Raw genomic sequence first — 22,009 nt, 5'->3', positions numbered from 1 at the left:
GGAGCTTGCTTCTCCCCTCCGCCAACGACGCCACCAGCAAAGCCGCCAGATGAAGCGTTCCATCCCTTTCGAGATATTCCGTTACGCCGCTATCTTCGCGGCGATGGCGGTGACGCTGGTGCCGATCCTGTGGATGGTGTCGATGGCGTTCAAGCCGATCGCCGAATGGTCGGCGACCGGAGCCGACCTGACATGGTGGCCGAAGAATCCGACGCTCAGCAATTTCCGTTTCGTCTTCGGCGACTCCACCAACAACCTGATCGTCGCGCTCGACCGCACCGCTCTGAAGCCGATCGCCTCGTCGCTCTTGTCGGCGGTGTTCGGCACGGTGATCTCGATGTCGGCGGGCACTGCCGCCGCCTACGGCCTGTCGCGTTTCGGCTCCGGCCAGAACCTGCCGCTGGCGCTGATCCAGCTCAGGCTGTTTCCGCCGATGGCGGTCATGATCCCGGTGATGATCATGTGGTCCTTCCTCAATTTCACCGACAGCTGGTGGGGGCTGTCGCTGATCTATGGCATCGTAACCTTGCCTTTCGCCTTCTGGCTGATGAAAACCTTCTTCGACGACATGCCGCGCGAGATCGAGGAGGCAGCACTTGTCGAGGGCTGTTCGCGGCTGCGCGTCTTCACCCGCATCACGCTGCCGATGATGCGCGCCCCCCTCGCCAGTGCCGCGCTCTTCGTCTTCATCCTCAACTGGTCGGACTATCTGATCGCGCTGCTTCTGACGACGCGCGAATGGGTGACGATCCCGGTCTACATGGCTTCGCTGTCGTCCTCGATGACCGGACAGCTTTATGGCGCCAAGGCGGCCCTTGGCCTCATCGCTGCCGTGCCGCCGGTCATCATGGGCATCGCCATCCAGCGCCATCTGGTGCGCGGGCTGACTTTCGGGGCGCTCAAGCAATGAGCGCGGTGATGACGACGATTGCGGAGGACAAGATGGACGCCGCGCGGGCAAGGCCGTCCGTGTCGGACGAAGGCGCAAGGCTCGGCTTCCGGCTGACGCTGCCGGCGCAGATCCTCGTCCTGTTCATCTCGGCCTTCCCGCTGTTGATGCAGCTCTACATCAGCGTCACCGACTGGTCGCCGCTGTCGGGCCTTGGCTGGTGGAACGCCTGGTCGCTGTGGAACAGCTTTGCCAACTACACCGATCTCGCCGCAGACACGCGCTTCTGGAGCGCGCTGAAGCGCACGGCCATCGTCATGATCGTCTGCGTGCCGGCGGAATTCCTGTTCGGGCTGGCGCTGGCGACGCTGTTTGCCGACGATTTTCCCGGCAAGCGCATCTTCTACTCGATCCTGCTGATGCCGATGATGGTGGTGCCGGCGGTGGCCGGCTACATGTTCTTCATGCTGTTCCAGTCGGGCGGACCGGTGAACGATATCCTGTCGTCGCTCACCGGCTCTCCCGTCACCATTGCCTGGCTGTCGGATCCGACGCTGGCGCTGTTTGCGGTCATGGTCGCCGACATCTGGCAGTGGACGCCGCTGATGTTCCTCATCTTGCTTGCCGGTCTGGTCGGCGTGCCGGAGGATCAGATCAAGGCGGCGACGCTGCTCGGCGCCAATCCGTGGCAGCGCTTCGTCACCATCGTGCTGCCGAAGATGAAGATGATCATCATCATCGCGCTGGCGATCAGGGTGATCGAGAACTTCAAGATCTTCGACACGCTCTACATCATGACCGGCGGCGGCCCCGGCGTCGCCACCGAGACCATCTCCGTCTACATCTACAAGCTCACCACGCAGGACCTGATCTGGGGCTATGTGGCGGCAATCGCGCTGGCCATATTGATCGTGCTGTCCATTGTCGCGGTGTTGGCCATGAAGCGCATGGCGCGGTCGCGCGAGGTGCCGGCATGAGTGCGATCCACTTGCAGAGCCTGGTCAAGAAGTTCGGCGACTTCACTGCGCTGAAGACGATGGATCTTGCCATATCGGACGGCGAGTTCATGGCACTGCTCGGGCCTTCGGGCTGCGGCAAATCGACGACGATGAACATGATCGCCGGCATGGAGGAGCCGACCGGCGGCAAGATCCTGTTCGGCGAGCGCGACATGGCCGGCGTGCCGATGGGGCGGCGCGGCGTCGGCTTCGTCTTCCAGAACTATGCCATCTTCACCCATATGACGGTGCGCCAGAACCTCGCCTACGGGCCGAAGATGCGTGGTGCCGCGAAGGCCGAGATCGATCGCCGCGTCGGCGCCATTGCCGAGATGCTGCAGCTGACGCCGCTGCTCGACCGCAAGGCCGATCGGCTGTCGGTCAACATATTGCAGCGGGTGGCAATCGGCCGCTCGGCGATCATGGAGCCGGCGATCTTCCTGCTCGACGAGCCGCTGTCCAATGTCGACGCCGCTTTCCGGGCCGTCATGCGCACCGAACTGAAGCAACTGCAGCGCCAGTTCAGGCAGACGATGGTTTATGTCACCCACGACCAGCTCGAGGCGATGACCATGGCCGACCGCATCGCTGTCATGGATCACGGCGTGCTGCAGCAAGTCGGCACGCCGCTCGAGGTTTATAACGATCCAGCCAATGTCTTCGTCGCTCGCTTCATAGGCGCGCCGGGCATGAATTTGCTCAAGGGCAGGCCGGCGGAGAGCGACCGTGGGCTGGTCGTCGATCTCGGGCCGTTGGGCATCACCCCGCGGCTGCCGGACGCGCTCGCGGCGGCCTTGCGTGGCGCGCGCGGCGAGGTGCTTTACGGATTTCGGCCCGAACAGGCGACGCTGGTGCAAGATGGGCGGGGCCTCGCCATGCCGGTGAGCTTCGTCGAACGGATCGGTGCGCGCACCATCGTTCATCTCGGCGAGGGCGAAAGCGCGGTAAAGACCGTGTTCGACAATGATGTCGGCCTGGCGATCGGCGACACCGCCGTCGTTGCCCCCGCCGCGTCGTCGGTGCGTGTCTTCGACGCCGCGACCGGCCTTGCGATCACGGCAGGTTGAGATGGCCGATATCGTCTTCCGCAATGTGACCAAGCGCTACGGCAAGACACTCGCCGTCGATGACGCCTCGTTCACGGTCAACGACAACGAGTTCTTCTGCTTCTTCGGTCCGCCGCTGTCGGGCAAGTCGACAATCCTGCGCATGGTGCTCGGGCTGGAGACGCCTGATACCGGAGAAATCCTGATCGGCGGCAAGCCGGTCAACATGGTGTCGCCGGCCGAACGCAACGTGGCGATGGTGTTCCAGAACCTGGCGCTGTTTCCGCATATGAGCGCTCTCGACAATGTCCGCTTCCCCCTGGTCGAACGCCGGGTCGCCGAGCTGAAGATCAAAAGGCGGGTCGCCGACGTCGCGGCGAAGCTGCATATCGGTCATATCCTGCACAAGCCGCCGGCGCAGCTTTCGGGCGGCGAGCGGCAGCGTGTGGCGATCGCTCGCGCGCTGGTGCGCGATCCCAACGCCTATCTGATGGACGACCCGATCTCGGCGCTCGACGCCAGGCTGCGCGAGGAGACGCGCGTCGAGCTGAAGCGCATCCAGCGCGAACTTGGCAAGACGTTGATCTATGTCACGCACGACCAGGAGGAGGCGATGTCGGTCGCCGACCGCATCGCCATCCTCGAGGACGGCAGCATCAGGCAGATCGGCGCACCGGCTGAAATCTACGACCGCCCGGCCAGCACCTATGTGGCGCGGCTGCTCGGCTCGCCGATGATGAACATCCTCAGATCGGCGCGTGGCGAGGGCGGTGTCGAAGCGGCCGAAGGCACGATCCGCATTGCCGACAAGGCTGCTCCCACCGATGCCGTCGAGATCGGGCTCAGGCCGGAAGATATCAAGGTTGGACCATGGGCGGACGGGGGCTCGGGCCGCCCGGCGCGGGTGTTCGAGGTTGAGCCGCTTGGCGGCTACACCGTGGTGACGCTCGCTGCCGGGCAGGCGCGGCTGAAGGCATTGCTGCGCGGCCAGCCTGACATCAGGCCCGATGCGATGGTGGCGATATCCTGCGAGCCGGCCCGCGTGCATTATTTCGGGCCAAGCGGGGGAGCGCTGGCAAGATGACGGCGGCCGCAAGAAAAGAGCTTCGGGAGGATCAGATGGCAGATAATGGCTTCGAGCCGGACGTGAAGGTGCGCACGAAAGAATACAGGATCGGCTGCGTCGGCGCCGGCATGATCATGGCCGAGTGCCATCTCGCCGCCTACAAGGAGGCCGGTTTTCCGGTGGTGGCGATCGCTTCGCGCACCAGGGCCAGCGCCGAGAAGGTGGCGACGCGCTGGGGCATCCCGACCGTCCACGACACGCCGGAAAAGCTGATAGAGGATACAAATGTCGAGATCATCGATCTCGCCTTTCCGCCCGACCAGCAGCCGGCGCTGATCCGCCACGCACTGAAGCAGAAGCACATCAAGGCGATCCTGGCGCAGAAGCCATTGGCGCTGTCGGTCGAGGAAGCGGTCAAGCTGCGCGATGAGGCGGCGAAGGCCGGCAAGATCCTCTCGGTCAACCAGAACATGCGCTACGACCAGTCGATGCGCGTGTTGAAGCAGATCATCGACAGTGGCGCGCTGGGCGACATCGTCTTCGCGCAGATCGACATGCATGCCATCCCGCACTGGCAGAGCTTTCTCGAGGACTATGACCGGCTGACGCTCGCCAATATGAGCGTGCATCATCTCGACGTGCTGCGCTTCCTGTTCGGCGATCCCGACGAGATCACCACACTGACGCGCAAGGACCCGCGCACGCGCTTCGACCATTCCGACGGCATCACCGTGTCGACGCTGCGCTTTCCGTCCGGCGTGCTCGCCGTGTCGCTCGAGGATGTCTGGTCCGGCCCGCGCCAGGATGGCTACAAGGACGACCAGCACATCAACTGGCGCGTCGACGGCACCAAGGGTGTCGCAAAGGGCACCATCGGCTGGCCGACGGGCGCTGCCTCGACGTTGACCTACGCCTCGACGGAGACGACCGGTGGCGCGTGGGTCAGCCCGAACTGGGAGACGATGTGGTTCCCGCATGCCTTCATCGGCGTGATGGAACAGCTGCAGCATGCGGTGAAGACCGGCACGCCGCCGGCGCTCTCCGTCGCCGACAACGTCAAGACCATGGCGCTGGTCGAGGCGGGCTACCGCTCGATCGACGAGGGCCGCACGGTCAAGCTTTCCGAAATCTCGATCAACTGAAACACCAGTCAACTGAATCGCTTACAGGGAGGAATTCACACCATGATGCAGGCAGGTATTTTCACGGGCTATTTCCCGTACGGCCTCGAAGAGACGGCGAAGAAGATCCGCGGGCTCGATTTCAACACGGTGCAGCTCGACCTGCATTTCAGGGACGTCGACCTGTCGGCTGGGCAGATCACCAAGGACAAGGCCAAGAAAGTCCGCGACACGTTTCGCGAACACAATCTGCCGATCTGCTGCGTGTCGGGCTACACCAACATTATCCATCCGGACAAGGCCGAGCGCGACAAGCGTGTCGGCTATTTGAAGGAGATCATCCGCAACGCCCGCCATTTCGGCAGCCCCTTTGTGATCTCGGAAACCGGCACCTACAACACCGAATCCGACTGGGTGCATCACCCCAAGAACAAGACCGAGGAAGGTTTCGAGGAATGCCGCAAGGTGGTCGCCGACCTCGCGCAGACGGCCTATGACCATGGCGCGGTCTTCCTGCTCGAAACCTATGTCAACAACGTCGTCGGTTCGGTCGAGGAGACGGTGAGGATGTTCGCCCAGGTCGACCATCCCGGCCTCGGCCTGCTGATGGACCCGACCAACTATTTCGAGACGCACAACATCGACAGGATGGACCAGATCCTGAATCAGGTGTTCGACACGCTGACCGACAAGATCAAGATTGCCCACGCCAAGGACGTCAAGCGTTCGGGCAGCGACAAGTCCGAGAAGCACGCCGACATCGGCGACGACAACGCCATGGAGAGCCACACCTTCCGCGGCGTCGGTGAGATCGAACTGCCGGCGCCCGGCCTCGGCTCGCTGAACTACGATCTCTACCTTCAGCGGCTGGCCGAGAAGCATCCGAACATCCCGGTCATCATCGAGCATCTGGCCGAAGACGACGTGCCGCGCGCCAAGAAGTTCCTCGACGGGAAGTTCCGCGCCAACGGCCTGTGATAGTCACTCCGCGCCGCCGGTTGAAGGGACGACAGTGAAGTGAAGAAGCGGCCGTGACATGGTAGAGCTCTACGGCAAGACGCTGTCGCGCCGGCAGGTCCGTGAACGCTCGGGCATGCTGTCGCAATTCGCCGGCGTGCGGCTGATGACACTCGGCGACGGTGTGGAACGCGGCGTCCGCATGCTGGAGTTCCGCACCGGCTCGGGCCTGCGCTTCACCGCGCTGGTCGACCGGGCGCTTGATATCGCCGACTGCGACTTCAAGGGCCAGGCCATCGGCTGGCATTCGCCGAGCGGTTTTCGCAGCCCCGGTCTGCACGAGTATGAGGGGGAAGGGGGGCTGGGCTGGGCTCGGTCGTTCTCCGGTCTGCTGGTGACGTGCGGTCTCGACCACATATTGGGCCAGGAAGAAGTGCCAGCCGAAAACTACAACTACCCAGGCAAGAAGACCGTGGTCCACTCGTTGCATGGCCGCGTCGGCACCATTCCGGCCAGGCTGACCGGCTATGGCGAGACCTGGGACGGCGACCGCTGCGTGCTGTGGGCCGAAGGCATCATCCAGCAGTCGGCGGTGTTCGGCGAGGACCTGCATCTGCTGCGGCGCATCGAGGCCGATGTCGGCGGCAACGAGATCCGGCTCTTCGACCGTGTCGTCAATCACGGCTTCAACCGCACGCCGCATATGTATTTCTACCACGTCAATGTCAGCCATCCCTTACTCGACGAAGGCTCGCGCTATCTGGCGCCGATCCGGGAGGTCGTCTGGGCCAGCCATGAGGGCGAGCGCTACCAGGCACAGAAGGTCGGCTACCGCACGATGCCGGCGCCACAGTTGGGTTTCAGCGAACAGGTCTGGCAGCATGACATGGCGGCCGATGCCAATGGCGACGTGCCCGTGGCGGTGGTCAACGACCGCATCGGGCTTGGCCTTGAACTGGTGACGCGCAAGGACCAGCTGCCTTGCGCCTATCAATGGCAGAATTTCCAGGCGGGGCAGTATGCGCTGGGAATAGAGCCCTCGACGCATCATGTGCTGGGCAATCTCGCTGCCCGCGAACGTGGCGAGATGATCTGGCTGGAGCATGGCGACAGCCGCTCTTATGATGCGGTGTTTCGGGTGCTCGACGGCGCCGGCGCGATCGCTGCATGCGAGCGACGGATCGCGGCGATCGCCACACAGCCGCAAGAGGATTACCCGATGCCATCAGGTAATTTTCCGATCCTCGGGGGCACAGGTCGATGACGGGCGCGTGCCGCCAGGAAGGGCAGGCTGATCAGCCCGCCCGGTTCACTATCCGGAGGCCATGATGACGGCTGGCAAGACAAAGCGCGACTACAGCCTGGTTGGCGAAAGCACGCGGATCGCGATCGAGACCGGGCTGGCCTCGGCCGAGTGGTATCATACCGATGTGCCGCGCAAGACGATGAAGGAGCTGATGCAGCGCTCCGACGGGCCGGCGATCCGCGACACCATCATCTGGATCGCCGCCATCCTCGGCTCGGCTGCCGGCGGCATCTGGTTCTGGGGCACATGGTGGTGCGTGCCGTTCTTCTTGGTCTACGGCGTGCTTTACGGCTCCTCCAGCGACTCGCGGTGGCATGAATGCGGCCACGGCACCGCCTTCCGCACACGCTGGATGAATGACGTCGTGTACCAGATCGCCAGCTTCATGCTGATGCGCAATCCGGTGACCTGGCGCTGGAGCCATGCCCGTCATCACACCGACACCATCATCGTCGGCCGCGACGCCGAGATCGCCGTGATGCGTCCGCCGGACCTGTTGCGCGCCGCACTCGCCTTCACCGGCGTGCTCGATTTCCGTTATTCGCTGCCGACATTGGTGCGCAACGCGTTCGGCAACCTCTCGCCCGACGAAAAGAGCTTCGTACCCGAGATGGAGCAGCACAAGGCGGTGATCGCCGCGCGCTGGCATGTCGCCATCTATGTCGCGACGATCGCGCTGGCCCTCTACCTCTGGTCATTCCTGCCGCTGGTGCTGATCGGCCTGCCGCGCCTCTTCGGCAGCTGGCACATGGTGCTGACCGGGCTGTTGCAGCATATCGGGCTGGCTGACAATGTCACCGACCACCGGCTGAACACGCGCACCGTCTACATGAACCCGATCAGCCGCTTCATCTACTGGAACATGAACTACCACGTCGAACATCACATGTTCCCGATGGTGCCTTATCACGCGCTGCCGAAGCTGCATGAACTGATCAAGCACGATCTGCCGGAGCCAGACCCTTCGATGTGGCATGCCTATCGCGAGGTCTGGCCGGTGCTGATCAAACAGCTCCAGTACGAGGATTATTTCCTCAAGCGCGAGCTGCCGCCGACGGCGCGGCCGTACCGGGAGGAGTTCCATGCCCTGACCGTCCCGGCAGCAGCGGAATAGGGGAGAACCAGATGACCGACTGGGTTGAAGCGTGCGGCGTCGATGATGTCGAGGAAGAGGACGTCATCCGGTTCGACCATGGCGGACGCACCTTTGCCATCTATCGCAGCCCGGACGACGAGTTCTTCGCCACCGACGGGTACTGCACGCATGAGAAGGCACATCTGGCCGACGGGCTGGTGATGGACGACATCATCGAATGCCCCAAGCACAATGGCCGCTTCAACTACAAAACTGGTGCCGCCAAGGGCGCACCGGTCTGCGTCAATCTCAAAACCTATCCGGTGAAGGTCGAGGCTGGCAAAGTGATGATCCAGATCGGCTGACCTGCCGCAGCACATAACAGAGGGAATTCTTTCGATGAGCCGAAAAAGACCGACGGTGGCGGACCTGCGCGCCATGAAGGGCAAGCGCCAGCTGACCATGCTGCGTGTGCTGACGATGGACGAGGCCGAGGCTGCCGAACCGGTGCCGCCCGAACTGGTGCTCAACCCGCAATACCGCGATGCGGCGCCCAGCCTGTTCACCATGCCGGGCGAGAACTTTTTCGAGATCGGCACCGCCGACGATTTCCTGCGCTGGGCCTTCCGGCTCTACAAGGCCGGCGCCGACGCGGTCTATTGCAGCGCCGGCTACGCCACGATCAAGCGGATGGCCGACGACGCCATCCCGGTCATCGGCCATGTTGGCCTGATCCCGTCGCGCGCCACCTGGACGGGCGGCTTCAAGGCGGTCGGCAAAACCGCCGACACCGCCATGGAGGTCTTCGCAGCGGTGAAGCAACTGGAGGCCGCCGGCGCCATCGGCGCCGAGATCGAAGTGGTGCCGGTCGAGGTGGCCAAGGCGATCTCGGAGCGGACGTCGCTGATCATGCTGTCGATGGGGGCGGGCACCGGCTGCGACGCGCAGTATCTGTTCGCCGACGACATCCTCGGCCAGAACCGTGGCCACATGCCCCGCCACTCCAAGGTCTATCGCAATTTCGCCGCCGAATATGATCGCTTGCAGGCCGAGCGCATCGCCGCGTTCTCGGAGTACGTCGCCGACGTCAACAGCCTTGCCTATCCCGAGGACAGGCATGTGGTGCACATGGATCCGGGTGAGCTACGCCTGTTCCTGGACAAGGTCGGCCGGGCGTAGATTCACCTGCCAGCCTCCGCCGGCGAGGGCGGCATAGAGTGCTTCGGCGTCGATGCCGAGCGGCCGGTCTTCTTTCAGGGCGGGGACCAGCGCGCGTATCGCCGTGTGAACAGCGGCGGTACGGGGCGCTGGCGTGAACCGGTCGCGCAGGTCGATCGCCTGTGCGGCCGCCATCAATTCGAAGGCGATCAGCCGCCGCCACAGCGCGATCATCCCGGCGCATTTCGCAACAGTCAGAGGTGTCTGCGTTGCATGGTCCTCGACGCCTTCCGAGACGGGCAGGAAGTCGAGCATCACCGGATTGGCCCTGTGGCGGATGGCGGCCAGGATCGATGTCGCCGTCTTCTGCAGCGGCACGAAGCCGGCCGAGGCGCCGCCCACCGGCGACAGATATTTCGGCAGGCCGTTGCGGCCGGAGCCGGTGAGCTGGATGAAGCGGGCAGCGCTCGCGGCGGCACATTGAGCGATCGCCAGGCCGAGCGTCTCGAAGACGAGCGACAGCGCCGCTGTGTGGAAATTGCCGGTCGACAGCACCAGGTCGTCGTCGCTGAGCACCAGCGGGTTGTCGGCGGCGGCATTGAGCTCGATCTCCACGGCTTGCCGGGCCTGACCGATCGCCTCGATCAGCGCGCCATGGATCGAGGGCATGCAGCGGATCGACAGCGGATCCTGCAAGGTGGTCGGCGCCGGCGCCGGCGCCTCGTCGCGGGCGAGCAGATCGTGCAGGGCTTTGGCTGCCTCCTGCTGGCCTGCCGCCGGGCGCGCCATGTGCAGGCGCGGATCGAGGATGGTGCGGTTGGCGCCGATGCCTTCCATGGTCAGCGCGCCGGCCTGGTGCTGCTGGGCAAGGGCGGACAGCGCATCCGTCACTACGAGCGCACCGCTGCCCGCTGAAACCGCCGAAGCGTTGATCAGCGACAGCCCGTCCTTGGGCGCCAGGCTGATGGGGACGAGGCGGGCCATCATCAACGCCTTGGCGGCCGGCATGCGCCGACCCTGATAGTCTGCTTCGCCTTCGCCGGTCAGCAGGCGGGCGAGCGCCGTCATCAGCACCAGATCGCCGGCGCCGATCGAGCCGAGCGACGGCATCACCGGATGGACGCTGGCATTGAGCGCGTCGACCAAAGCCACAAACACGGCAGGCGAAAGGCCGGAGCCTCCGGTAGAAAGCATCGCCGCGCGCGCAAACATGGTTGCCCGCACGCTTTCGACCGACAGCGCTTCGCCGACCGCGCCGCTGCGTCCTTCCAGCAACTGGCGCTGGAAGACGCTGGCGTCGCCCTCCACCGTGGTGCCGAGATTGGCGCCGAGCCCGGTGTTGAGGCCATAGATGGGTTGGCCGGACGCGGCGGCCTGGTCGAGCACCTTTCGCGCCCTTTCCAGCCTGCCGATGACATCAGGCGCGACCTCCACCTTGCGCGCTTCGCGAGCGACGGCGGCGACATCCGCAGTGCTGACGCCGGCTCCGGTGAGGACGAGCGCACTCATGCGAAGCGCAGCCTCTGGCCGATGCCTTGCGCCTGTGCCTTGGCCAGCATCGCCTTGCCCAACGCGATGTCGGACAGCGACAGGCCGCGGTGCCAGAACAGGATCGTCTCGCTGTCGTTTTCGCGCCCGGCCCTGAGGCCGGCGGCGATCTGGCCGAGTTCGGCGTGCAGCGTCTTTTCGCTCAGCCGCCCGGTCTCGACATGAGCGCGCAGCGAGCCGAACTTGCCGCCCTTGCACTGGCCCCAGTCGTCGACGACCATCTTCTGCATGATGTCGGTCAGCGACAGCTCCACCGCGCTCATCGTGCCATAGGGCACGACCAGCGCGCCGGGCTTGATCCATTCGGTCTTGAGCAGCGGTTGTGGCTCCGGCAGCCGCGAGGCCTCGAAGACGATGTCGGCGCCTTCGACGCAGCTCTTCCAGTCGGCTACCGCCGTCACCGTCTTGCCGAGATCGGCGGAGAGTTTGGCGGCAAAGCCGTCGCGGCTTTCCGGGCGTCGCGAATGGACGCGGATCTCGTCGAAGTCGAAGAGATGGTCGAGCAGGCGCACATTCCAGTAGGCGGTGCCGCGCGCGCCGATATGGGCCAGCACCTTCGAGTTCTTGCGCGCCAGATGTTTGGCGCCGATAGCGGTGACGGCGCCGGTGCGCATGTCGGTGATGACGGTGGCGTCGAGGATGGCGCGCGGCGTGCCGGTGCGCGGATCGAACAGATTGAGGATGCCGAATTCCGAGGGAAGGCCGTGCAGGTAATTGTCGACATAGTCGCCGACGATCTTGACGCCGGCGGTGTCGAGCGGCGCGACGTAGCCGCGCAACACATTGAAATGACCGTGGAAGGACGGATCCGGCTCGAGATGAACGCGCGGCTCGATAACCGTCTGGCCATTGCCTTGCGCCACCAGGCCAGCCTCGACGGCGGCAATGATTTCACCATCGGTCATGGCAAGGGCGTCAATGTCGAGCGCATTGAGGTAGTCGATATAGATGGGTTTCATCTGCTGCGTGCACTTTCCCCGGTCGCCGCTCATCCATAACAGGCCGCGATGCGACACGAAAGTTTGTTGCGCCGTGTCTGGACGCGGCCGGCCAAATGCTGTTCAAACCGGTCCCGTCATGACTGCCATTCCCGAGACTGAAACCTTACCCGAAACGGCCACCAATGCGCGGCGCGTGGCGTTGATCGTCGCCATCGCCTTCTTCATGCAGTTGCTGGATTCGACGATCATCTCGACCTCGCTGCCGCAGATGGGCGCGTCCTTCGGCGTGCCGGCGGTGGCGATGAGCATCGGCATCACCGTCTATATGCTGACCATGGCGGTGTTCGTGCCGCTGTCGGGCTGGCTCGCCGACCGCTTCGGCGCGCGCAACATCTTCCTGCTAGCGATCATCCTTTTCACGCTGGCCTCGCTCGCCTGCGGCTTCTCCCAGAATTTGACCCAGTTCGTCGCCGCACGTGTCGTGCAAGGGCTGGGCAGCGCGCTGATGACACCGGTCGGCCGCATTCTCGTCTTGCGCAACGCCTCGAAGTCCGAACTGCTCAATGCCACGGCACTGATCACCTGGCCGGCGCTGTTCGCGCCCGTGGTCGGGCCGGTGCTCGGCGGCTTCATCACGACCTATCTGTCATGGCACTGGAATTTCTTCATCAACATCCCGCTCGGGGTGATCGGGCTGGCGCTGGTCGCCCGCTTCATTCCGGGCGACCGCGAAGCCGATCCCAAGCCGCTCGACTGGCCGGGCTTCGTGCTGACATCGGCCGGGCTCGCCCTGTTGCTCTACGGCCTCGAGCGCATCGCGCATCCTGAGGACGGTGTCCTGCCAACAGTGCTGCTGATCGCCGCCGGCATCGTCATCGGCTGGCTGGCAATGCGCCATCTCAGGCGTGCGCCGCATCCGCTGCTCGACCTCTCGTCGTTCAAGGTGCTGACCTTCGCCATATCGACGCTTGCCGCCGGCACCATTTTCCGGGTGGCGATCAATGCCACGCCGTTCCTGTTGCCGCTGCTGTTCCAGGTCGGTTTCGGTCTCAGCCCCGTCGATGCCGGCATGATGATCCTGGCCTATTTCCTCGGCAATCTCGGCATGAAGACGGTGACGACGCCGACGCTGCGGCGCTTCGGCTTCCGCTCGGTGCTGGTCGTCAACGGCCTGATCGCCTCGGCGTCGATCGCGGCTTGCGCGGCGATCTCGCCGCAAACACCGCAAGCGCTGGTGATTGTGCTGATGCTGATCGCCGGCCTGTCGCGCTCGATGCAGTTCACTGCCCTCAACACGCTGGCCTTCGCCGACATCGACGCGGCGCAGCGCAGCTCGGCGGCGACGCTGTCGAGCATGCTGCAGCAAGTGGCGATGCTGTTCGGCGTCGCGGTGGCGGCGGCGATCCTCAACCTGTCGCAGATCGCCAGGGACCGGCCGGCGCTCGACCTCGTCGATTTTCGAATCGCCTTCCTGGCGATCGGCGCCATCGGGCTGGTGGCGTCGTTCCGCTTCCTCGCGCTGCAGCCGGGTGCGGGCGCCGAGGTTTCAGGCCACGCGCCGAGGAATTGAGATCGACTTTTCCGCCCGATGCGGAGATAAATTCCACTCTATCCTTTCGCCTTGGTTTGGCGATTTCGCGAGCCATTGCGATGGCGCAACCAATTGCCAAAAATCCAGGCTTTTCCGGGCATTGCACCAGTTTTGGCAATCGATGCGTCCACTCGATGAATATCGCCGCTGGCCGGGCTTCTGAACGCGGATTCATTTGACGAACCGGCGCTGAGCCGATTAGCTTTCTTCCCCAAGGGGTGGCAGCGTTGCCATCGGGGCGTAAGCAGACATGAACACGATTGGCTGGCCGAATTTCAGGAGCCTGAACCAGGAAGGCATCGTCTTTGCCATTGCGGTGGTGCTGTTCGTTGCCGCCGCCATCGGCCTGCCGGGCTTCATCGACCCCAACAACCTTGTCGCCATCGTCCGCTCGGTGTCGGTGCTGGGCATACTCGCGCTCGGCATGGCGGTCGTCATCATCGGCCGGGGCATCGATCTCTCGGCGGTCGCGATCATGGCGATGTCTGTCGCCTGGTATCTGCAACTTCTGAATTCGGGAACACCCGACGGGCTGGCCTTCGCCTATGTGCTGGCCGGCGTGCTCGCCATCGGCCTGCTCAACGGCTTCCTCGTCGCCTATGCCGATGTGCCGGCGATCTTCGTGACGCTGGCGACTGGCTCCTTCGTCTTCGGCTATGTGCGCTCGCAACTGATCACGCAGGATGCCGTGCCGGTGCCGCAGGGCCATTGGGTCGAGCGACTCGGCGGCCTGCGTTTCCTCGACATTCCCATCGAGGTGTTCGTCTTCGCCGGCCTAGCTTTCCTGCTTTTCCTGTTCCTGCGCTACACCAAATGGGGCCGCTATATCTATTTCGCCGGCGACAATCCGGTGGCGGCGCGCAACATCGGCATTCCGGTGCGGCCGATGCTGGTGCTGCGCTATGTGCTGTCAGCCTTCGTCGCACTGATTGCCGGCCTGCTGACGGCGGCCAGCCTGCATTCGATCAACACCCGCGTCGTCAATTCAACGCTGCTCTACGACATTGTGCTGGTGGCGGTGATCGGTGGCATTGGTCTTTCCGGCGGGCGGGGCGGGGTGCGCAACGTGCTGGTCGGGGCGGCGCTGATCGGCATCCTGCTCAATGCCATGACGATCATCGACATTCCGCTGCTCTACCAGAACCTGATCAAGGCGGCGATCCTGCTGGGGGCGATCATCGTCGACGGCATCATCAATCCACGTGACGAACAGACCGCGCAGCAGGGCGATATCTAAACCAAACGCGGACGGTTGGGGCCGTCCGTGAACAACAACAGCAAAACAGAGGACGTGACATGAAACTGATCAAGACACTCATGGCCGCCGCCACGGCGCTTGCCGTTACCGCCTTCGTGGCGCCCAGCTTCGCCGCCGACGATCCGGGTCCGGCCGCCTATGCGCAGTCGCTCAAGGGCAAGCGCGTCATGCTGGTGCCGCTGGCGATGGGCTTCGACCTGGCGCAGGGCTGGGCGCACTATCTGAAGACCGAAGTCGAGGCCTGGGGCGGCGTGTTCGAGACGCGCGACCCGAACTGGGTGGTCGATGCCGGCGCGCAGGCGATCACCGACGCCATCTCGTCGGACACCAGGCCGGACGTGCTGATCATCCACGCACCGGACCTCAACTCCTATTCCAAGCTGATGAAGAAGGCACAGGCCGCCGGCACCTATGTGCTCTTGGTCGACAATCCGGCCAACTTCCCCGCCGACGCCTTTGTCGGCAGTGACTGGGATCGGCTTGGTCAGCTCGAGGCCGAAGCGGCGATCAAGGGCTGCGGCGAAAACTCGTCGAAGAAGATCGGCCTGGTGCAGGGCGACCAGGCGAACTCCTCCAGCCTTTATCAGTATGCCGGCATCATGAAGGTTCTGGACAAGCATCCCGACTTCAAGGTGGTGGCTAAGCCCGACTCCAATTGGGATGCGACGACCTCGCGCAACGTGACGACGACGATGCTGCAGCAGAATCCGGACATCTGCTCGATCATCGACTTCTGGGATGGTGACGCCACCGGCGCTTCGGCCGCGATCCGCGACGCCAAGCTCGAGGGCAAGGTGTTCCTGGTCACCACCGGCGGCGGCGAGAAGACCGCCGATTGCGACAAGCTGCAGGACGGCACCTATGGCGCCGTGGTGATGACCGAGCTTGCCCGCCAGTCGGGCGACATGAACGCCATCATCAAGTTCCTGCTGCAGAGCGGCCAGCCTGCCGGCACCTCGCACACCTACATCTACACGCTGGAGAAGGCGACGACCAAAGCGGACCTCAAGCCCGACAGCTGCTGGGATCTGAAGGCGCTGCAGGCCGAAGCGGCGGCGAAATAAAGCAGATCCTTGCCAACACCAATCAACGAGGTGGCCGGATTGCCCGGCCACCTCTTTCTCTTGCAGCAGTGACCTGATGTCCTTTCGCGAACGCCTCCAGTCCTGGCGCTATAATCTCGTGCCCGATCACCTTGTCGGCGAGATCCTGACCAAACGCTGGACCGACAACGCCATTCCGTTCCTGGCGCTGGTGGTAACATTGGCGACCTTCGGCTCGATCATTCCGGGCTTCTTCAAGCTGACCTCGCTGCAGGAATCGACCCGCCAGCTCGGCGAGTTCTCGATGGTCGTCACCGGCATGACGGTGGTGATGCTGGGCGGCGGCATCGACCTGTCGGTCGGCTCGATCTTTGCGCTGTCCTGCTTCTCCGCCGTCTATGTCTTTTTCATCCTCGAACAGTCGATCTGGCTGGCGCTTGCCGCCTCGCTTGCCGCCGGCCTCGTGTTCGGCGCCTTCAATGGCTATCTCGTCGGCTACCTCCGCCTGCGCGCCTTTCTCACCACCCTGGTCACTTTCATCTTCGGACGGGCGCTGTTCGACATCCTGGTCACCACCTATGCAGCCGATGTGCAGCTCTCGACCGCCACATCGGATGTGCTCGACTTCATCGGCGACAGCACCTTCTGGGGCCTGTCGGTCTCGGTCTGGCTGGCCATCATCCTCGCCATCGTAACCCACATCGCGCTGACGCGTTCGCGGCCGGGCTGGCATGTGCTGGCGGTCGGCGGCTCCAGGCGCTCGGCGCATAATGCCGGCATCCGCGTGCGCCGCACCGTGTTCATGACCTATGTCTTCTCCGGCTTCTGCGCCTCGATCGGCGGCTTCCTCATCGCTTGTCGCCTGAGCGGGGCAGGACCGGGCACAGGCCTGAACCTCGAGATCATGGCGCTGACGGCGGCGGTGGTCGGTGGCGTCAGCCTCGGTGGCGGTCGTGGCTCGGTGATCAAGGGGCTGATGGGCGCAATCATCGTCTTGACCATGACCAACGGGCTGATCCGGTTGGGCTATGGCACCGGCACCAATCAGATGGTGCTCGGCATCATGCTGGCGGTGGCGGTGACCATCGACATCCGCTGGCTGAAGAACCGCCACAAGGTGCTGAACGAGGTCTATGTTGCGCCGGTCTATCTCAGGATGGGCGCGACCCAGTCGGCGGTGCCGGGCTCGGGCACGCCCTACGTGCTCGACAACCGGCTGTCTGCCGCCGACCACATCGGGCTCGGCGAACTTGAAGGGCCGGAGGACGTTATTCTCGACCGCGACGACAATCTCTATTGCGGAACCCGCCATGGCGAGATCGTCCGCTTCTTCGCGCCGGACTATGTCAGGTCGGAAGTGTTTGCCCATATTGGCGGCTTTCCGCTTGGACTTGCCTTCGACAAATCAGGCAATCTGATCAGCTGCGTCGGCGCCATGGGGCTCTATTCGGTCTCATCGGATCGGGAGGTGAAATGCCTGTCGGCCGAGACGTCGCGCTCGTGGACCTCGATCGTCGACGATGCGCGGCTGCGCGATCCCAATGACTGCGATATCGCACCGGACGGCCGCATCTATTTCACCGACTCGACCAAGCGTTACGATGCGCATGACTGGGCGCTGGATTCGATCGAGAACCGTGCCACCGGTCGGCTGCTGGTCTACGACCCGAAGAACGGCTCGACGAAGACATTGCTAGACGGTTATCGCTACACCAACGGTGTCTGCATGGCGCATGACGGCAAGTCGCTGTTCTTCGCCGAAAGCTGGGCCTGCCGCGTGCATCGCTACTGGCTGGAAGGGCCGAAGGCGGGCACCGCCGAATGCGTCATCCGCGACATGCCGGGCTACCCCGACAACATCAACCGCGCCTCCGACGGCAACTACTGGATGGCGTGGCTGGGCATGCGTACGCCGAGCTTCGACCTGTCGCTGCGCCACCCCGACATGCGCAAGCGCATGACGCGCCGGCTGCCGCAGGACGAATGGCTGTTCCCCAACATCAACACCGGTGGGGTGGTGAAGTTCAACGAAAAGGGCGGCATCATCGAGGCGATGGGCGACCTCACCGGCGGCGCGCACCCGATGGTCACCTCAATGCGCGAGCACAAGGGTTTTCTGTTCGTCGGCGGCATCCTCAACAACCGCATTGGCCGCTACAAGATATCAGGCGCCGACCCGAACTGGACCAGTCCCGCTTCCTATTGGGGGGCGAAGTCATGATCCTCGATCCGGTGCTTGACCTTTTTCGCGGCAAGGCGGTGACCATTCCGCCGCTCGACGGCGCTTTCCGCCCCAACACGCGGCTGGATGACGCGCCGGCTTTCACCGAGCTGACCGAGCCGGACAATCTGCTGATTTCCAGCGACAGGCTGTTGTCCTCCAGCGGCAACGCCGTCTTCGCGATTGCTGCCGGGGCGGAGCCAACGGTGGTCGAGAAATTTCCATCTCCGGTCACAGCGCTGGCGCTCTCGCCATCGGGTGAACTGACGGTTGGGTTGGAAAGCGGCAGGCTGCTGACTGGCGGCAAGCAGGTTGCGCTGCCTGCCGAGGTCCGTTGCATCACAGCACTTGCCCATGCCGACGACGGCACGCTGTGGCTGGCCAATGGTTCGGCCGAGCATACGCCGTCGCAATGGGCCGCCGACCTGATGAAGAAGGGTGCGTCCGGTTCGCTGTGGAAGCGAGACGCGGCGGGCGGTGACATCCACATGGTAGCCGGCGACATCGCTTTTCCCTATGGGCTGCATCCGATGGGGCGGGATGTGCTGGTCAGCGAAAGCTGGCGTCATCAGCTCGTGCGGTTTGACGGCGTGACGGGCAACCGCTCGACGGTGTTGACGCATCTGCCCGGCTATCCCGCACGGCTGTCGCCGGCCGCCGATGGCGGGGCGTGGCTGACCTTGTTTGCGCCGCGCAACCGGCTGATCGAATTCGTGCTGCAGGAAACGCACTACCGGCAGGACATGATCGAGCAGGTGCCGCCGGCCTATTGGATCGCGCCCGCGCTGGCCTCCAGCCGCAGCTTCCTCGAACCGCTGCAATGCGGCGGCATCCGCACTATGGGCATCCACAAGCCGTGGTCGCCCAGCCGTTCCTATGGGCTGGTGGTCAGGCTCGACCGCAACATGCAGCCGCAATTCAGCCTGCACAGCCGCGCCAACGGCACGCGCCACGGCATCTGCAGCGTCGCAGAAAAGGACGGCCTTCTGTTCATCGCCTCCAGGGGCGGCGACTGCGTGCTGTCCGTCGCCACGGGAGGCTTCTGATGGAACCGATCGTCCGCCTGGAGAACGTCACCAAGACTTATCGCGGCGTGCCGGCGGTGAAAAACGTCAGCTTCGACTTGCGCAAGGGCGAGATCCACGCGCTGCTCGGCGAGAATGGTGCTGGAAAATCGACGCTGACCAAGATCATCGCCGGGGTGGTCGACGCCACCTCCGGCAAGATGTTCCACAAGGGCCAGGAGATCGCCTACGTGTCACCGCATGCGGCGCTCGAAGCCGGCATCGCCATGGTGTTCCAGGAGACCAGTCTGGTACCGTCGATGACGGTGGCGCAGAACCTTTACCTCGGCACTGAAAAGTTCCTCAACCGACTGCGCGGCACCTACATTTCGGCGCAGCAGTTCCTGCAATCGCTGAATTTTCCGGTCGATCCGAACGCCATGGTGGCGACGCTGGGTGCGGCCAAGCGGCAGATGGTCGAGATCGCGCGCGCCGTCCACCACAATGCCGAGATCATCATCTTCGATGAGCCGACGGCGACGCTGACGCCGGAGGAGAAACGGCACTTCTTCGCGCTGATCCGGCGGTTGAAGGCGAGCGGCGTGTCGATCGTCTTTATCAGCCACGCGCTGGAAGAGGCGTTGATGATTGCCGATCGCATCACCATCCTGCGCGATGGCGAGCTGGTCATCACCGACGATACATCCGCCTTCGACCGCGACCGGATCGTCGCCGCCATGGTCGGACGCACACTGTCGGGGCAGATCTACCGCCAGCGTGACGAAGCGAAATTGCGCAAGGCCGGCAAGAAGGTGCTGTCAGTGCAGGACATCTCGATGAGCAATGTCGTGCGCAATAACTCCTTCTCGATCTTCGAGGGCCAGATCACCGGCGTGTTCGGGCTGATCGGCTCTGGCCGCACCGAGACCTTCAAGATCGTCTCCGGCATATACAAGCGCGATTTCCTGCGCGGCGGCGCCATCGAGCTGGACGACAGGCCCGTGCGCTATCTCGTGCCGAGCGAAGCGGTGGCTGACGGCATTATCTATGTCACCGAGGACCGCAAGAGCGAGGGCATCTTCGAGACGATGGGCATTGCCGAGAACCTGTTCGGCGGGCTGCTGGCGGCGGGCCGCGAAAAGGCATGGGTGATCAATCAACATGAGATGCGCGCGCTTTCAGCCGAATGGACGAAGACGCTGAACATCAAGGCGATCAACGACAATGCGCGCGTGGTCGAACTGTCTGGCGGCAACCAGCAGAAGGTGGTGATCGGCAAGGGGCTGGTGCAGCAGCCGCGCGTCGTCATCTTCGACGAGCCGACGCGCGGCGTCGATGTCGGCGCGATCGCCGAGATCCATCAGATCATCAACCGGCTGGCCGACGAAGGCCTCGCTGTCGTCGTCATCTCGTCCTACCTGCCGGAGATCATGAACCTGTCCGACCGCATCCTGGTCTGCCGCCAGGGCCGCATCGTCGAAGAGTTTTCGCCGGCGGAGGCAACGGAGGAGAAGATAATGTATGCGGCGGTGCATTAAGGCGTACTGGTTTTCAGGTGAGGCCGGCCTGCAAACGGTAGCTTCCTGCGCTTCCGGTGCTCGCGCACGAAAAGTACGCTCCGCTCCGGTTCTCGGAACCCACCGTTTCGGCGCGGCCTGACCTGAATCTCAACACACCTTGTCGGCGCCCGTCTTCAACACCCGAAAGCAGAAATTCGAATCATCCAAAGTAGTTGGCCTCATTTGCTCAAGACCTGATTCAATGCGCTGACACGACAATCCAAACGAAGGAACCAGATCATGGCGACCACAAAACTCCTAAGTGATGCCGAGGTGGAGAAAATCCCTGCCGTGAAAGCCGTCTTCGACGACATCCGCGCGACGCGCAAATCCGATTTCGTCAACAATTTCTGGCGCGGGCTGGCCAATGATCCGCCGGCGCTGAAGCGGATCTGGGAACAGTTGAAGGTGGTGATGGTCGCTGACAGCGCCATCGATCCATTGACCAAGGAGATGATCTATATCGCGGTTTCGACCGCCAATGGCTGCTCCTACTGTGTCCACTCGCACACCGCCGCCGCTCGTGCGAAAGGCATGACCGATGCACAGCATGGCGAACTGGTGTCGATCATCGGGCTGGCCGGGCAGACCAACCATATGGTCACTGCGATGCAGATCCCGGTCGATCCGCAGTTCGAGGTGAAGTGAGGGCGGCTGCTTTCCGGGGCTGGAATTTTCATGGACAAAAGCACCAGATTTCCAACCTCGCTCACTGGCTACGAGATTGAAGGCCTGATTGGAATTGATGCTCCACGACTGGAGCCGCTGTATCAGGGCTGCTCGGACTATGTCGTGCTGGAACGAGGCGAGCCGCCCAACGCTGCCAGTGCAAAGGAGGAATTTGAGAACTTTCCACCGAACCGGACGGAAGCCGACAAGTTCGTATTCGGGGTGAAGGCAATCGATGGCGAATTTGTGGGCTTGCTGGCCTGCGACCGCAATTATCCGCGAGTGGAGTGTTGGTGGATCGCATTGTTCATGATCGACAAAGAACTTCGCGGAAGAGGGTTGGGGCGAGCACTGTGCGACGACTTTTTCAGGTGGCTGAAATCCCAGAACGTCAAGTGGGTGGAACTCGGCGTGCTCGCAGAAAATGAGCAGGCTCATCGCTTTTGGCGGGGGCAAGGCTTCGAGTTGGTGCGGACGGCGGGGCCAGTCAACATCGGTGTCAAACGGCATATGGTCCAGGTTTTAGGTCGGCCGTTGTGAGCAGATCCATTGCCAATCT

The 22,009-nt window shown here is 63.5% G+C and carries 20 protein-coding genes; 18 read left to right on the top strand and 2 right to left on the bottom strand.

The genetic code is table 11. The annotated features are described in order from the left end of the window. Positions 1 to 49: 49 nt before the first annotated feature. From ACFFNA_RS03310 to ACFFNA_RS03265, 10 genes are all read left to right on the top strand, one after another. Positions 50 to 910 (top strand): carbohydrate ABC transporter permease, encoded by an 861-nt coding sequence (locus ACFFNA_RS03310; RefSeq protein WP_111543537.1) that lies wholly within the window; start codon positions 50 to 52, stop codon positions 908 to 910. Next, positions 907 to 1,866, top strand: coding sequence for a carbohydrate ABC transporter permease (locus ACFFNA_RS03305; protein WP_378915554.1), 960 nt, complete (start codon positions 907 to 909; stop codon positions 1,864 to 1,866). Before ACFFNA_RS03310 ends, ACFFNA_RS03305 begins: the two co-directional genes overlap by 4 nt. After that, a complete protein-coding gene (locus ACFFNA_RS03300) occupies positions 1,863 to 2,954 on the top strand; it encodes an ABC transporter ATP-binding protein (RefSeq protein WP_378915552.1) in 1,092 nt (363 codons plus the stop codon). The genes ACFFNA_RS03305 and ACFFNA_RS03300 overlap by 4 nt, the downstream gene beginning before the upstream one ends. 1 nt (position 2,955) lies before the next feature. Then, positions 2,956 to 4,017, top strand: coding sequence for an ABC transporter ATP-binding protein (locus ACFFNA_RS03295; protein WP_378915550.1), 1,062 nt, complete (start codon positions 2,956 to 2,958; stop codon positions 4,015 to 4,017). Positions 4,018 to 4,052: 35 nt separating this feature from the next. Then, complete coding sequence (locus ACFFNA_RS03290; RefSeq protein ID WP_378915548.1) at positions 4,053 to 5,141, top strand: Gfo/Idh/MocA family protein; 1,089 nt, start codon at positions 4,053 to 4,055, stop codon at positions 5,139 to 5,141. A 42-nt stretch (positions 5,142 to 5,183) separates the two neighbouring features. Continuing rightward, positions 5,184 to 6,098 carry a sugar phosphate isomerase/epimerase family protein gene (locus tag ACFFNA_RS03285; protein WP_378915546.1) on the top strand — a complete coding sequence of 305 codons (915 nt, stop codon included), beginning with the start codon at positions 5,184 to 5,186 and terminating at the stop codon, positions 6,096 to 6,098. A gap of 58 nt (positions 6,099 to 6,156) precedes the next feature. Then, the gene (locus ACFFNA_RS03280; RefSeq protein ID WP_378915544.1) at positions 6,157 to 7,341 is read left to right on the top strand and encodes an aldose 1-epimerase family protein; all 1,185 of its coding nucleotides are present in this window, start codon (positions 6,157 to 6,159) and stop codon (positions 7,339 to 7,341) included. Between the two features lie 61 nt (positions 7,342 to 7,402). After that, positions 7,403 to 8,497, top strand: a complete 1,095-nt coding sequence (locus ACFFNA_RS03275; RefSeq protein WP_378915542.1) for a fatty acid desaturase family protein — start codon at positions 7,403 to 7,405, stop codon at positions 8,495 to 8,497. 11 nt (positions 8,498 to 8,508) lie between these two features. After that, the gene (locus ACFFNA_RS03270) at positions 8,509 to 8,823 is read left to right on the top strand and encodes a MocE family 2Fe-2S type ferredoxin (protein ID WP_378915540.1); all 315 of its coding nucleotides are present in this window, start codon (positions 8,509 to 8,511) and stop codon (positions 8,821 to 8,823) included. Positions 8,824 to 8,857: 34 nt separating this feature from the next. Beyond that, complete coding sequence (locus tag ACFFNA_RS03265) at positions 8,858 to 9,637, top strand: 3-methyl-2-oxobutanoate hydroxymethyltransferase (protein ID WP_378915538.1); 780 nt, start codon at positions 8,858 to 8,860, stop codon at positions 9,635 to 9,637. On the opposite strand, the gene ACFFNA_RS03260 is transcribed toward ACFFNA_RS03265, so the two are convergent. Then, positions 9,602 to 11,125: an HAL/PAL/TAL family ammonia-lyase gene (locus ACFFNA_RS03260; protein WP_378915536.1), complete on the bottom strand. Its 1,524-nt coding sequence runs from the start codon at positions 11,123 to 11,125 to the stop codon at positions 9,602 to 9,604. The genes ACFFNA_RS03265 and ACFFNA_RS03260 overlap by 36 nt on opposite strands. Beyond that, positions 11,122 to 12,123 carry an ornithine cyclodeaminase family protein gene (locus ACFFNA_RS03255; protein ID WP_378915534.1) on the bottom strand — a complete coding sequence of 334 codons (1,002 nt, stop codon included), beginning with the start codon at positions 12,121 to 12,123 and terminating at the stop codon, positions 11,122 to 11,124. The genes ACFFNA_RS03260 and ACFFNA_RS03255 overlap by 4 nt, the downstream gene beginning before the upstream one ends. A gap of 118 nt (positions 12,124 to 12,241) precedes the next feature. On the opposite strand from ACFFNA_RS03255, the gene ACFFNA_RS03250 reads away from it, so the two are divergent. From ACFFNA_RS03250 to ACFFNA_RS03215, 8 genes are all read left to right on the top strand, one after another. Then, complete coding sequence (locus ACFFNA_RS03250) at positions 12,242 to 13,675, top strand: DHA2 family efflux MFS transporter permease subunit (protein ID WP_378915532.1); 1,434 nt, start codon at positions 12,242 to 12,244, stop codon at positions 13,673 to 13,675. A gap of 271 nt (positions 13,676 to 13,946) precedes the next feature. Next, positions 13,947 to 14,933, top strand: coding sequence for an ABC transporter permease (locus tag ACFFNA_RS03245; RefSeq protein WP_378915530.1), 987 nt, complete (start codon positions 13,947 to 13,949; stop codon positions 14,931 to 14,933). Between the two features lie 59 nt (positions 14,934 to 14,992). Next, on the top strand, positions 14,993 to 16,018 hold the full coding sequence (locus ACFFNA_RS03240) for a sugar ABC transporter substrate-binding protein (protein ID WP_111543549.1): 1,026 nt from the start codon (positions 14,993 to 14,995) through the stop codon (positions 16,016 to 16,018). 76 nt (positions 16,019 to 16,094) lie between these two features. Then, the gene (locus tag ACFFNA_RS03235) at positions 16,095 to 18,218 is read left to right on the top strand and encodes an ABC transporter permease (protein WP_378915528.1); all 2,124 of its coding nucleotides are present in this window, start codon (positions 16,095 to 16,097) and stop codon (positions 18,216 to 18,218) included. After that, positions 18,215 to 19,264 (top strand): SMP-30/gluconolactonase/LRE family protein, encoded by a 1,050-nt coding sequence (locus ACFFNA_RS03230; RefSeq protein WP_378915526.1) that lies wholly within the window; start codon positions 18,215 to 18,217, stop codon positions 19,262 to 19,264. Before ACFFNA_RS03235 ends, ACFFNA_RS03230 begins: the two co-directional genes overlap by 4 nt. Next, on the top strand, positions 19,264 to 20,760 hold the full coding sequence (locus ACFFNA_RS03225; protein ID WP_378915524.1) for a sugar ABC transporter ATP-binding protein: 1,497 nt from the start codon (positions 19,264 to 19,266) through the stop codon (positions 20,758 to 20,760). Before ACFFNA_RS03230 ends, ACFFNA_RS03225 begins: the two co-directional genes overlap by 1 nt. 261 nt (positions 20,761 to 21,021) lie before the next feature. Then, positions 21,022 to 21,429 (top strand): carboxymuconolactone decarboxylase family protein, encoded by a 408-nt coding sequence (locus ACFFNA_RS03220; RefSeq protein ID WP_111543553.1) that lies wholly within the window; start codon positions 21,022 to 21,024, stop codon positions 21,427 to 21,429. 30 nt (positions 21,430 to 21,459) lie between these two features. Next, a complete protein-coding gene (locus ACFFNA_RS03215) occupies positions 21,460 to 21,990 on the top strand; it encodes a GNAT family N-acetyltransferase (protein WP_378915521.1) in 531 nt (176 codons plus the stop codon). The last annotated feature ends 19 nt before the right edge of the window (positions 21,991 to 22,009 follow it).

The sequence above is a fragment of the Mesorhizobium kowhaii genome (assembly GCF_042431665.1).
Lineage (GTDB): Bacteria > Pseudomonadota > Alphaproteobacteria > Rhizobiales > Rhizobiaceae > Mesorhizobium > Mesorhizobium kowhaii.
This window is presented reverse-complemented; position numbering and strand designations above follow the sequence as displayed.